This is a genomic window from Alistipes sp. An54 (genome assembly GCF_002159375.1).
In the GTDB taxonomy this organism is placed as follows: domain Bacteria; phylum Bacteroidota; class Bacteroidia; order Bacteroidales; family Rikenellaceae; genus Alistipes; species Alistipes megaguti.
Genome location: NZ_NFIA01000003.1, coordinates 16,874 through 29,339, shown reverse-complemented (window position 1 = coordinate 29,339; position 12,466 = coordinate 16,874). Strand labels below are relative to the sequence as shown.

Sequence of the window (12,466 nt, the reverse complement as noted above, 5' to 3'; positions counted from 1 at the left end):
TTAACTTTGTCCAAAACAACACGAAACATCGAACACCATGAAATACTTCGGAGCACACGTCAGCGCATCGGGCGGGCTGGAGAACGCCCCCCGCAATGCCCACGCCATCGGCGCCACGGCCTTTGCCCTCTTCACCAAGAACCAGCGTCAGTGGATGGCCAAGCCCCTGACCGCGGCCGAGATCGACGCCTTCCGCCGCGCCTGCGACGAGTGCGGGTACACCCCGGCGCAGATCCTTCCCCACGATTCGTACCTGATCAACCTCGGACACCCCGAGGCCGAAGCCCTCGAAAAGTCGCGCACGGCCTTCACCGACGAGATGAAGCGCTGCGAACTGCTGGGGCTCGACCGCCTGAACTTCCACCCCGGAAGCCATCTGAAGCAGATCTCCGAGGAGGAGAGTCTCGACCGCATCGCCGAGTCGATCAACCTCGCCCTCGAAAAGACGCACGGTGTCACGGCCGTCATCGAGAACACCGCCGGGCAGGGTTCGAATCTCGGATTCCGCTTCGAGCACCTCGCCTATCTGATCGACCGCATCGAGGACAAGTCGCGCGTCGGGGTCTGCATCGACACCTGCCACGCCTTCGCCGCCGGTTACGACCTGCGCACCGAGGAGGCCTGCGAAGCCACCTTTGCCGAATTGGAGCGGGTTGTCGGATTCCGCTATCTGAAGGGGATGCATCTGAACGATGCGATGAAGATCCTCGGAAGCCGCGTCGACCGCCATTCGTCGCTCGGCGAGGGAATGATCGGCGAGGCCTGCTTCCGCTACATCGCCCGCGATCCGCGGTTCGACGCCATTCCACTGATCCTCGAGACCCCCGACGAGAGCCGTTGGGCCGAGGAGATCGCCCGGCTGAAGGCCTTCGCCGCCGAGGTGCAATAGGCACAGGCAGCGGGACTCGACGGCAGAGAGTCCGGAGCCGACCTGACCGCAGCGTCAAAGGCTCCCCGGCTGCGACAGTCCGCAGGACGCAGCAGGGGGGGGGATGGAAGGGTAGTCGACGTTCCGCCTCTACCCGGAACCTTTTTCCCCCCCCCTCCTTTCCCGGCTACAGCCGGTCGAGGCATTCGCGAATGAGCGCCGCACTGTCGCGCACCTCCTCCTCGGAGATCGTCAGCGGCGGCGAAATACGGAACGCCGTGTCGCAGAAGAGAAACCAGTCGCTCAGGATCCCCGCCTCCTTGAAGAGTTCCATGATCCGGTAGAGGCGATCCGAAGAGCCCAGCTCGACGGCCAGCAACAGACCGCTGCGGCGGATCTCCCGCACGGCCGGATGGTCGCGCAACAACTCTTCGTACAAGGCACCCTTCGCCTCGACCGTCTCGACGACGCGGTTCTCCAGCAGGTAGTCGAGCGCCGCCAGACCCGCCGCACAGCAGACCGGATGGCCGCCGAAGGTCGTAATGTGTCCCAGCACGGGGTCGTGCTGCAGGGTATCCATCACCTCGTGGCGCGCGATGAAGGCTCCGAGAGGCATCCCTCCGCCGAAAGCCTTCGCCAGGCAGACGATATCGGGCACCACGCCGTACTTCTGCATGGCGAACAGCTCGCCCGTACGGCCCAGCCCCGTCTGGATCTCGTCGAAGATCAGCAGCGTCCCCGTCTCGTCGCAACGCTTGCGAAGCGCCTCGAGGTAACCCGGCTTCGGAGGACGCACACCCGCCTCGCCCTGTACCGGTTCGGTCAGCACGCAGGCCGTGCGGCGCGTGATGCGCTCCAGCTGGTCGAAGTCGTTGAATTCGATGGCCTGCACGTCGGGCAGCAGCGGCCGGAAGGCCCCCTTCCACTCCTCACCCTCGGGGGCGCCCATCATGCTCATCGCACCGTGGGTCGAACCGTGGTAGGCCCGCCGCATGGAGATCATCTCCGTACGGCCCGTGAAGCGCTTGGCCAGCTTCAGCGCCCCCTCGACCGCCTCGGCGCCCGAGTTGACAAAGTAAACACTCTCCAGATCGCCGGGCAGCAGCGAGGCGATCTTCGCCGCATAAGTCACCTGCGGTGTCTCGACCAGCTCGCCGTAGACCATCACGTGCATGTAGCGCGCCACCTGCTCCTGCACGGCCCGCACCACGGCCGGATTGGCATGTCCGACGTTGCTCACCGAAACCCCCGCCACCAGGTCGTAATAGCGTTTTCCCTCGGGCGTGTAGAAAAAGGTGCCCTCGCCCCGGGCCACCTCCACCAGCATCGGCGAAGGCGACGTCTGGGCCACGTGGGCCAAAAACTGTTTCCGAAGAATCGTACTCATCCTATTTCACTTGTTAAAACGTCACTCCGCAGTGCCGAAGCGTCGCTGCAGGATTGCATCGGCATCCTTCACGCTGCGCCGCATCCACCGCTCCATCAACGCCGCCTGCTCCGCGACCGGAAGCTCCCACCCCGCGACCGTACGCCGCACCCGCAACGAGAGTTCGTAGATCAGGATCGCCGCCGAGGCCGAGACGTTCAGACTCTCGACCAGTCCGCACATCGGGATGCGCAGAAACTCGTCGGCTCCGGCAATCGCCTCGTCCGAAATGCCGGCGTGCTCCGTGCCGAAGATCAGCGCAAAGGGCCCCTTCGCGACGTCGAACGTCTCGGGGGTCACATCCTCGCAGTGGGGCGTTGTGGCCACGATGCGGTAGCCCTCGCGCCGCAGCGAGGCGATGGCCTCCGCCGTCGAGGCGTGGCGCTCGACATCGACCCATCGCTCCGACCCACGCGCAATGACCGGATTGGGCCGGAAGGTGCAGCGCGTCTCCACAGTGTGCAGATGCTGCACCCCGAAGGCGTCGCAATGGCGGATCAGCGCCGCGGCATTCTGCCCGTGGTACATGTTCTCGGCCAGCACCGTCATGTAGCGCATGCGCATGGCGACGCTGCCCCGCAGCACGCCGTAGCGCTCGGGGGTCATGAACTCCGCCAGGAAGGCAATCCGCTCCGCCGCAGGCCCCGCCTCGGGACCGAACAGCGCATCGCTGCGCGGCGTCGTGTCGTTACTTGCGGTACTTCTCATCTTCGTCGAGGATTTTCAGGTAGCTCTCGTAGCGCGGCCAGGCAATCTCGCCCGCCTTGACCGCCTCCACCACGGCACAGCCCGGCTCGTGGGTATGCGTGCAATTATAGAAACGGCACCCCGGAGCCACACGCATCATCTCCGGAAAGTAGTGCCACAACTCGGCATCGTCGATGTCGATCAGTCCGAAACCCTTGATCCCGGGCGTGTCGATCACCGCTCCGCCCCCCTGCAGGGGATACATCGTCGAGAAGGTGGTCGTATGGCGCCCCTTGTGGTGACTCTCGGAGATTTCACCCGTGCGGATGTCGAGCGCGGGGTCGATCGTCTGGATCAGGGTCGACTTCCCGACTCCCGAATTTCCCGACACGAGCGTTGTGGAACCGGTCAACAACCTGCGGACCTCCTCCACCCCCCGTCCGTCCCGGACCGAAACCTCCAGAACACGGTATCCGGCCCCCTCGTAGACGGCCCGGAAGTCGGCCACGGCCTCCGGATCCTGCAGGTCGATCTTCGACAGCAGGATCGTCACCGGCACCTTGTAGGCCTCGCACGTCACCAGAAAACGATCCACGAACTCCGGCGGAGTCTCGGGCGACTGCAAGGTGACCATCAGCAACGCCTGGTCGATGTTCGAGGCGATGATGTGCGACTCCTTCGAGAGGTTCGAAGCCCGGCGGATGACATAATTGCGCCGCGGACGAATCTCCACGATCACCCCTTCGCCGGGAGTCTCCTCCCGTTCGCACTCCACCACGTCGCCCACAACAACCGGATTGGTCGACCGCACCCCCTTCAGGCGCAGGCGCCCCCGGATCCGGCAGCGCACATGCCCGCCCTCCGGCGTGGCCACGTCGTACCAACTGCCCGTCGCACGCACGACGGTGGCTGTAAATCGCTCATTCATCGGTTGGTCTGTTATCGTTCTGAAAGGTGATTCTCTCGTACATCCGCTCCACGAAGGGGAAGAGGCTCTCCGAAAGCCGAAGAATCGGACGGTAGCTCCGCGACTCATCGAGCGTCTGCCGCTTGACCAGCGTATAGTCCGCATTCAGCCGGCTGAAAGCCGAGAAGAGCACGCTCATGACCAGCAGGTATTTCACCACCGAGACGGCAATGCCCAACAGGATGTCCGCCACGCCGAACCCCGCAAAGTGAAAGAGACGGCGCACCAGTCGTGCCGCAATGGCCACCACAAGCACCACCACGATCAGCACCGTGACGAAACCGCCCGCTGCGGCCACCTCTTCGTCGAGCCGGAGCAGCGCACCGACCTCGGCGCCGAAACGCGCCGCCAGCCAGATCCCCGCGACGATTCCCGCCAGCGAAAAAATCTGTACGATGAAGCCCTGGCGCCAGCCATTCCAGACGGCCAGCACCAGCACCAGGCAGACAAGCAGATCAATCGTATTCAAGCAGTGCTTTTTAAGTTCCGAAAGATACGAAAATTACCTGAACGAGCCAAAAAAAGCACCGATACCGCCTTTTTGACCTGTCTTCTATTAATATAGGTATAAAGGCTCAGCGAACTACGTCCCGAAGCTTGACTCCCAGAGCGTTACAAATTATACACAAGGTTTTAACCGTCAGATTCGTTCGACCGGCTTCGATACGGCTCATGTTGGATCTCTCCATGTCACACCTGTAAGCCAGTTCCTGGACCGTCAGCTGACTCGCCCTCCTCAACTCCTTGATTCTCCCGGAGATATATCTTATCTCCTCCTGATAATCCATTCCCATTTCAAAAATCTTGACAAAAATTTTGCGGTACAAATTTTTATCTTTATATTTGCACCATGCGTATCATATATGATACCAACAGGCGAAAAAACTGATGCATTAACACACTGAAAGTCAAAGATCGAACACACTCATTTATTCAATCATTCCACTATGAAACACAATCTATTCAGGAATTTCACGGCATTGCTCCTGAGCGGAACAATGCTGGCCGGTGTCGGTTGTAAGGACTATGACGACGACATCGACAACATCAACAAACGTCTCGACGAGATGCAGGTGACGGTCTCCAGTCTGCCCGAGCAGATCGAGGCCATCAAGGGTTCGATCCCCGACCTCGCGTCGCTGACCTCGCGTGTCGCTGACCTCGAAGGGAAACTCGAGGGCGTAACCGATCTGAAAGGCCAGCTCGACGCACTCAAGGGACTGGAAAACACCCTGAAAACGTATATCGACGATGAGATCGGCAAGGCTACGACGGCCGATGCTCTGAAAAAAACGCTGGACAACTATTATGCGACCGCTACGGCTCTGAGCGACCTGGAGCTCAAGTTGACCGACATCACGAAGGACAACGGCGCAATCGACCAGGCCGTGGCTGCTGCCGTTTCCGAGATTCAGAACGATCTCTCGGATCTCGAATCGAGCATCAAGACCTGGATGGGATCGCAGATGGAGGGCTATCTCACCGCGGAAGCAACCAAAACGTATGCGGATAACGCAGCCAGCGGTGCCGTGAAAGACGTTTTCGATCAAATCAAATCGGCTCAGGGCGAGTATTACGATGCGCTTACCGATGCCGTGAAAAATGCGATTGTGGGTGAAAACGGCACCATCAAGATCGGCAAGGAGCAGCTCGACAGCGCCCTGCAGACCCTGATTGATGAGATCACACCGCTGATCAGCCGCGTTGCCGAACTCGAAGGCCGCATCCAGTCGCTGGTATACGTCCCCTCGACGCTGGAAGAGGCTCAGAACAACACGATCATGTTCAAGGGTACTTCGTGGATCCAGTTCGGTAAGTCGACGAAGTTCTACCTGGACCAGACCAACAAACAGACGGCAAAGATCACCTTCCGCGTATCGCCCGCTTCGCTGGCCGGAAAGATTACGAAAGAGAACACCTCCATCGTAACCGAGAAGATCTCGAAGACCCGCGCCGGTGAGCCGCTCTTCGTGGTAACCGATGTGACCGCCGAGAAGGAGTCGGACGGTGAGGCCTACACCGGAGCATTCACGGTTACGGCCGAATGCAACTACAACTACGGCGAAGTGGATGGTGAGACGCTGGCCATCGCCCTGAACGTCAACATCGCTCCGGCTGAGGGCAGCGACAGCAAATTCGGCATCGATTACACGACCCCGTACATCGGAACCGATTATGAGGAAGGCGGCGAGATCAACGACAAACTCGTCATCGCCAAAGAGATGGAAAATGGCGCATTCGTTGAGCCCGACGGCGGCATGTACAAAACGGAGCTGAAATACAACTCGGATGAGACCGTCACCTTCCTGGATGGATTCTCGATCTACTACAAGGATGGCGACGAGTACACGGCCCTTTCGAACTGGGAAAACGCCGAGGACCTCATCGAGATCGCAGCTCCCGAGGAGAAGGCAACGACCACCGGAACGGAAAACCTGTACGAACTGGGAACGACGACTGTCAGGTTCAAGGATGCGGCAAATGGAAGCAACGTAGGCGAGATCAACTCAAAGATCACCTCGGAATCGTTCACCTTCAACCTCGTATACAAAGAGGAGACGATTGAGGTGGGCGGCGTACAGCACGAAATCACGATTGTCGGTGACAACACGGACGTTCAGGCCGATGCCATTGCCATGACCTGGAACTATGCTGCGGCCAGCTCCGATCAGCATTACAGCAAGGAGGCCATTGATCTTGCCGAGAATGTGCTGGATCCGAAGACCTACGTCGCCATGAAGGGTTACACGCAGGCCGCCGAACTCGCAGCAGGCAAGTATACCGTAGCACTTACCAAGAACGGTCAGGCTGCCGCAGGTATCACCGCAACGATCGCACTGACAACGACGCCGAGTGTCGCAGGCGACGCACAGCAGATTCAGGTAACGCTGACGGGCGATCTGAAAGAGACGGCCACTTACGAGCTGAAGGCCGTTTACATGCACGAGGATTTGACCACCGCGACGATCAACGCCACGATCGACGTGACGGGCATGCCGACTCTCCCGAGCTATGACCTCTCGAACGGAACCACCTCCATCAAGGAGTACAAGGGTCAAAACAGGTTCGAAATGCTGGAGGACTTCGCCGCCGCATACGCCAAGAAGGTTTGGAATGACGAGCTCGAAGCCGCATTCGGTACCGAGGAGACGCTGGCTGGCATCTTTACGGATATCACCCCGACGGCTGCCGGCAGCGACAAGGCTACGCTGAGCGCCGAGGAGGGCAACATCTTCGTCACCTTCGAGGATACAGCCACGTTCGGCGAAAGCTACCAGCCGACGCTTACCTTCACCCACGGAACGATCGCAGATCTGAAGGTTCTCTTCACGAGCAAGGTCCAGCTCGCCAAACCCGCCAACGTGCAGCTGAAGGCCAACGACGCTATCATTTCGAACGGACAGGCTACGGCTCAGACCCAGATCTCGGGCACCTCGTTCGACGTCATCGACAAGGCACTCGACGGAGCCTTCTTCTACGACCAGAGCATCGAAGGCCTGAAGGTTGTCTACGGCATCGCCACGAATCTGGATGATTTCGAGGGCGGAGAGGCTCCGGCCATTGTCGACAACAAGCTGGCCTGGAACGACTGGACGGGGCTGACCCTCGACGTGAAGGCCGCACTCGAACTGAACGGCCGTCAGATCGACGAGGCTACGTTCACCGTGGCAATCAAGGATCCGATCGTCGACGCACAGATCTCGATGCTGGAGAATGTCAATGCCTCGATCTACACCGACGCAAAGAACAAGACGTTCAACGTGGCCTCGATGCTGAAACTTTCGGCCCAGAACGGCAAGAACGTATTCGCCGACAGCGACCTCGCAACGGCTATCGAAGGCAAACCCAGCTACAAGCTGGTCGAGGAGAACCCCAACATCGAACTGGCGGACGGCGTTGTCAGCCTGATCACCGACTCCTCGCTCACACTCACGGCTTTCGATGTAGAGGTTGAGGTTAATTACAGCTATAAATTCGGAAAACGCGGACCCGTCACGGTAACGGTTCACATCGTTCCGGGTGCCAACCCCGCAGAGACATCGGGCAACTGATCAAAATCCCTTTAGGGAGAGGGAAATAACCGGTGATGCCGGGCGCAGAATCGAACCGCAGCGATTCGCGCCCGGCTCCTTTGTCTCCGCCGGCCGGCTCCGCCCGGAATTCACGAAAAATAATGTTTGATTTTCATACCGCGTTGTGTATCTTTGCAGGGATGAACCCCGACGGCCGCATCCGGCATACAGAGTCCCGGCTCGCCGATCGGAGCCTTAAACGTCCTGCCATGAAACGATTCATAACTCTTGTGCTGCTGATGCTCGGAATCGCACTCTCGGCCCGCGCCCGGGAGGTATTCCCTATCAACGAAGGCTGGCGCTTCTACTTCAAGACCGAGCGTACGTCCGACAATGCCCGCCATGTCACCCTTCCCCACAGTTGGAACACCGACCCCCTGGCTCAGGGTTACTGGCTCGAAACAACGGGCAACTACATGAACGGCATGTACATCCCCAAAGAGTGGGCTTCGAAACGCCTCTTCGTGAAGTTCTACGGCGTACAGAGCGTCGCCGACGTCTTCGTCAACGGAAGCCACGTCGGCACCCACCGCGGCGGCGGTACGGCCTTCGTCTTCGAGATCACCGACAAGGTCCGCTTCGGAACGGACAACGCCCTGCTCGTGATGGTCAGCAACAGCTGGCGCGACGACGTGCTGCCCACCTCCACGGACATGAACTCCTACGGCGGCATCTACCGCGAGGCCGAACTCATCGTCACCGAATCCACCGCCGTCTCCCCGCTCTACTACGGCTCGGACGGAGTGCTCATCCATCCGCAAAGCGTCTCGGCGGAACGCGCCGAAGGCGAAATCGAGGTGCACCTCACCTCGCGCAGCGAAAACACCTGCATGCTCAACCTTGAAATCTCGGCTCCCGACGGCAGAACCCTCTTCACGAAACGCCAGAAGGCCAAAATCGAGGACAAACCCGTACTGATTCCCTTCCAGGTCGAGAACCCCGAACTCTGGAGCCCCGACCATCCGGCCCTCTACACCGTGACGGCTGCCATCGGCGAAGACAGCATCACCGACCGCGTAGTCGTCCGGACCGGATTCCGCTCGCTCAACGTCACCCCGGCCGATGGTTTCCTGATCAACGGCGTGCGGACTCCGCTGCACGGCGTGGTGCTGCACCACGACAACGCCCTCTCGGGCGGAACCCTCGTCGCCCAGGATTACGATGCCGATCTGCAGGTCGTCCGCCGCATCGGCGCCAATGCCATCCGCTCGGCCGTCATGCCCCATGCGCAGTACCTCTACAACCGCTGCGACGAAACCGGCCTGATGGTCTGGATCGACGCCCCGCTGCAGCGATCCCCCTTCCTGAGCGACATGGCCTACTTCGCAACCCCGGCCTTCGAGGAGAACGGGCTGCAGCAGCTGCGCGAAATCATCGCCCAGCACATCAACCATCCTTCGGTGGTCATGTGGGGCATCTTCTCCCAACTCTGGATGCGCGGCGACGACGTAACCCCCTATCTGCGCCGGCTGAACGAGACGGCTCACACGATGGATGCCTCGCGCCCGACGGTCGCCTGCAGCGATCAGGACGGAACCGTCAACTTCATCACCGATCTGATCGTCTGGAAACAGGATGTCGGCTGGCAGCGCGGATCGACCGACGACGTGGCCGTATGGCGCGACCTGCTGCAGAAGAACTGGTCCCATCTGCGCTCGGGCGTGCAGTACGGCGAACCGGGATTCCTCGGGCACAAGAGCTACACCTCACAGGCACTCCCCCGCTCGAACTGGCTGCCCGAAGAGCGGCAGACCCGTTTCCACGAGGAGTATGCCCGCAACCTGCAGAACGATTCGCTCTTCTGGGGGGTATGGATCGAGAGTCTGTTCGATTACGGATCTTCGCGTCGCCCCTACGGCGTGAACGGCACGGGACTGCTGACCCTCAACCGCCGCGAAGCCAAGGATGCCTTCTATCTCTACAAGGCCCTGTGGAACACCGCGGAACCCACGCTGCACATCGTCAACAAGCGGCTGCGGATGCGCGACGGCAACATGCAGCTCTTCCGCGTCTATTCGTCGGCCGGAACCCCACTGATCATGGCAGGTGCCGACACGCTGGCCGTGACGGAGTATGCCCCGTGTCAGTACCGCACGGATTCGGTATCGCTGCAGGGCGTGGTCGAGATCAAGGCGATGGCCGGAGCGCTGCGTGACAGCGTCACGATCCGAATCGGCAACGTCCTAAAACCGAAACGGACGCCGGGCCTTCGGCGAACAGCAGGTCCGCAAACGACAAATTAGCCGCAAAGGGCATCCGGTCGGAGAAGACCTGGAAATAGGGCTCGGCCTCGAAGGCCGGGCCCTCGCTGTTTCGGCTGCGCAGGTCGAGATCGCCCGGACGGGCCTCGACGTAGCGCTCGCAGAGGGTCGGCATCGGGATCCTGGCCAGCGAGCACAGCACCTCGAGCAATCCGAGGTTGTACTCCACCAGAAAGTCGTACGGCCGCGTGTAGAAGGGCTCGAAGCGTCCGGCGTAGTGGTCGAAATAGGGCGACGAGCGGTAGGAGGAGACCAGCGCCCCCCAATGCTGGTGCTGCCAGCGCTTCGAGTAGTCGAGGCGCACGTCGCGCATCGGCTGCCGAGGGCGGTTGGCGTGGCAAACGTGGGCCGTGAGCTCCATCACGCCGCCGGTGGCCAGAATCCGGGTCCGGTTGCGCTCGGAGCGTTTCACGAAGTGTTCGCCGAGGTCCACGACGCAGTCGCCGCGGAGCAGGCGGGCAAAATAGGAGACCGAGGGCAGGTAGGCAAGGGGAAGTATGGTCATCGTCAGAGCGGGTGATAAAGGTCAATGGGTGTATCCGGAGGCGTCGTTTCGGGCCCCGGAGAATCAGTTTCAAGTCCGGGACGGGGTCCGGGAGCGTCTGTTTCGAGAATCCGGATCGATCAGAGTATCGGAGACATCGGAGGGTTCGGGGCGTCAGTTGCAGGGCTCGGGTGCTGCCGGAGCATCGGGAGCGTCGACCCAGTCGCCGTTCTGGCGGATCAGCTCGATCAGGCGGTCGAGAGCCTCCTCCTGCGGGATGTTGCGCACGATCACCTCACGCCCCTTGTAGAGCGTAATGCGGCCCGGACCGGCCCCCACATAACCGTAATCGGCATCGGCCATCTCGCCCGGACCGTTGACGATGCAGCCCATGACGCCGATGCGCAGGTTTTTCAGGTGCGACGTACGGGCCTTGATCTCCGCAAGGGTCCGCTCGATATCGTAGAGCGTCCGTCCGCACGACGGGCAGGCGATATACTCCGTATGGGAGAAGCGCACGCGCGCCGCCTGCAGGATCATCAGCTCCAGATCGCGGATCTGCGCCGCGGTAAGGGCCGGGGCATCGATCCAGATGCCGTCGGCCAGTCCGTCGAGCAGCAGCGGCCCCAGGTCGGCCGCCGCCTTCACGGCCACCGCCTCGAGCGTGGGATCGTCATAGCGGCGCCGCACGACAACCGGTTCGTCGGGAGTCTCCAGATTCAGAATCGCCGCGCGCAGTTCGGCCGTCGGATTCTCCGACGTGGCCTCCAGGATACGAAAGCCGTCGAGCGGTTCGCTGTGGATTACGGGTACAGTGACGTGCGAACGGCGGCGGTAGGCCGTCGGCGAATAGCGTTCGGGGTGGCGGACCTCGAACACGCCAGGACGCGAAGCGAAGTGTCGGACAAGCATCTCAGCCACGGGAATCTCGTTCTCGGGCGCTTCAGTCAGCGAGACGCGGATCGTGTCGCCGATGCCGTCGGCCAGCAGCGCCCCGATCCCCACGGCGCTCTTCACGCGCCCTTCGAGGCCGTTGCCCGCCTCGGTGACCCCGAGGTGGATCGGGTAATGCATCCCCTCGGCATCCATCGCCTCGACCAGCAGCCGGTAGGCTGCCACCATCACCCGCGTGTTGCTCGACTTCATCGAAACGACTACCTGGTCGAAGTCGCGCTCGCGGCAGATCCGCAGGAACTCCATGGCCGAGACGACCATCCCCTCGGGCGTATCACCCCAGCGGTCGAAGACCCGCCGCGCAAGCGACCCGTGGTTGACGCCGATGCGCAGCGCCACGCCCCGCCGGCGGCACTGTTCGATCAGCGCCTCGAATTCGCCGTGTTCGTTGCGGTAGTTGCCCGGATTGATGCGTACCTTGTCGACGTACTGCGCCGCGATGGCGGCCACCTCCGGCACGAAGTGGATGTCGGCCACGACGGCCGTATCGAAGCCGTCGGCCCGCAACTGGCGGACGATGTTGGAGAGGTTCTCCCCCTCGCGCCGCCCCTGGGCCGTCAGGCGCACGATCCGGCCCCCGGCCCGGTCGATACGCTCGATCTGAGCCACGCTCGCCGGCGTGTCGTTCGTATCCGTATTGGTCATCGACTGCACGGCCACCGGACGGTCACCGCCGATCGTCACCTGCCCGATCCGCACCTCGCACGTCGGGCGTCGTCTGAATGTCGTCAGATCCATTTCCTGAG

At 61.3% G+C, this 12,466-nt stretch carries 10 protein-coding genes; 3 read left to right on the top strand and 7 right to left on the bottom strand.

The features are described from left to right. The first annotated feature begins 37 nt into the window (after positions 1-37). Entirely contained in the window at positions 38-889 is an 852-nt protein-coding gene (nfo, locus tag B5G09_RS03815) for a deoxyribonuclease IV (protein ID WP_087404118.1), read from the top strand. Positions 890-1,055: 166 nt separating this feature from the next. On the opposite strand, the gene B5G09_RS03810 is transcribed toward nfo, so the two are convergent. The 5 genes from B5G09_RS03810 to B5G09_RS03790 form a co-directional block, all read right to left on the bottom strand. Further along, positions 1,056-2,255, bottom strand: a complete 1,200-nt coding sequence (locus tag B5G09_RS03810; RefSeq protein ID WP_087404117.1) for an aspartate aminotransferase family protein — start codon at positions 2,253-2,255, stop codon at positions 1,056-1,058. A gap of 21 nt (positions 2,256-2,276) precedes the next feature. After that, complete coding sequence (locus B5G09_RS03805) at positions 2,277-2,900, bottom strand: RNA methyltransferase (RefSeq protein ID WP_241147571.1); 624 nt, start codon at positions 2,898-2,900, stop codon at positions 2,277-2,279. Positions 2,901-2,982: 82 nt separating this feature from the next. Beyond that, a complete protein-coding gene (rsgA, locus tag B5G09_RS03800; protein ID WP_087404115.1) occupies positions 2,983-3,909 on the bottom strand; it encodes a ribosome small subunit-dependent GTPase A in 927 nt (308 codons plus the stop codon). After that, on the bottom strand, positions 3,902-4,417 hold the full coding sequence (locus B5G09_RS03795; protein WP_087311156.1) for a CvpA family protein: 516 nt from the start codon (positions 4,415-4,417) through the stop codon (positions 3,902-3,904). The genes rsgA and B5G09_RS03795 overlap by 8 nt, the downstream gene beginning before the upstream one ends. A gap of 106 nt (positions 4,418-4,523) precedes the next feature. After that, positions 4,524-4,736 (bottom strand): helix-turn-helix transcriptional regulator, encoded by a 213-nt coding sequence (locus B5G09_RS03790; protein WP_232009245.1) that lies wholly within the window; start codon positions 4,734-4,736, stop codon positions 4,524-4,526. Positions 4,737-4,895: 159 nt separating this feature from the next. Between B5G09_RS03790 and B5G09_RS03785 the strand changes: the two genes are divergently transcribed. Next, complete coding sequence (locus B5G09_RS03785) at positions 4,896-8,000, top strand: hypothetical protein (protein ID WP_143256471.1); 3,105 nt, start codon at positions 4,896-4,898, stop codon at positions 7,998-8,000. 230 nt (positions 8,001-8,230) lie between these two features. Further along, positions 8,231-10,264, top strand: coding sequence for a glycoside hydrolase family 2 TIM barrel-domain containing protein (locus B5G09_RS03780; RefSeq protein WP_087404270.1), 2,034 nt, complete (start codon positions 8,231-8,233; stop codon positions 10,262-10,264). On the opposite strand, the gene B5G09_RS03775 is transcribed toward B5G09_RS03780, so the two are convergent. Both B5G09_RS03775 and ispG read right to left on the bottom strand, forming a co-directional pair. Beyond that, positions 10,182-10,787 carry a WbqC family protein gene (locus tag B5G09_RS03775; protein ID WP_087404113.1) on the bottom strand — a complete coding sequence of 202 codons (606 nt, stop codon included), beginning with the start codon at positions 10,785-10,787 and terminating at the stop codon, positions 10,182-10,184. The two genes, B5G09_RS03780 and B5G09_RS03775, sit on opposite strands and share 83 nt — an antisense overlap. Positions 10,788-10,940: 153 nt before the next feature. After that, positions 10,941-12,458, bottom strand: a complete 1,518-nt coding sequence (gene ispG / locus B5G09_RS03770) for a (E)-4-hydroxy-3-methylbut-2-enyl-diphosphate synthase (protein WP_087404112.1) — start codon at positions 12,456-12,458, stop codon at positions 10,941-10,943. Between the last annotated feature and the right edge of the window lie 8 nt (positions 12,459-12,466).

Coding starts and splice junctions, on each gene's coding strand:
- B5G09_RS03790 (WP_232009245.1), bottom strand. CDS start 4,736: ATGGATTATCAGGAGGAGATAAGATATATCTCCGGGAGAATCAAGGAG.
- B5G09_RS03785 (WP_143256471.1), top strand. CDS start 4,896: ATGAAACACAATCTATTCAGGAATTTCACGGCATTGCTCCTGAGCGGA.
- nfo (WP_087404118.1), top strand. CDS start 38: ATGAAATACTTCGGAGCACACGTCAGCGCATCGGGCGGGCTGGAGAAC.
- B5G09_RS03810 (WP_087404117.1), bottom strand. CDS start 2,255: ATGAGTACGATTCTTCGGAAACAGTTTTTGGCCCACGTGGCCCAGACG.
- B5G09_RS03805 (WP_241147571.1), bottom strand. CDS start 2,900: ATGACCCCCGAGCGCTACGGCGTGCTGCGGGGCAGCGTCGCCATGCGC.
- B5G09_RS03780 (WP_087404270.1), top strand. CDS start 8,231: ATGAAACGATTCATAACTCTTGTGCTGCTGATGCTCGGAATCGCACTC.
- B5G09_RS03775 (WP_087404113.1), bottom strand. CDS start 10,787: ATGACCATACTTCCCCTTGCCTACCTGCCCTCGGTCTCCTATTTTGCC.
- ispG (WP_087404112.1), bottom strand. CDS start 12,458: ATGGATCTGACGACATTCAGACGACGCCCGACGTGCGAGGTGCGGATC.
- rsgA (WP_087404115.1), bottom strand. CDS start 3,909: ATGAATGAGCGATTTACAGCCACCGTCGTGCGTGCGACGGGCAGTTGG.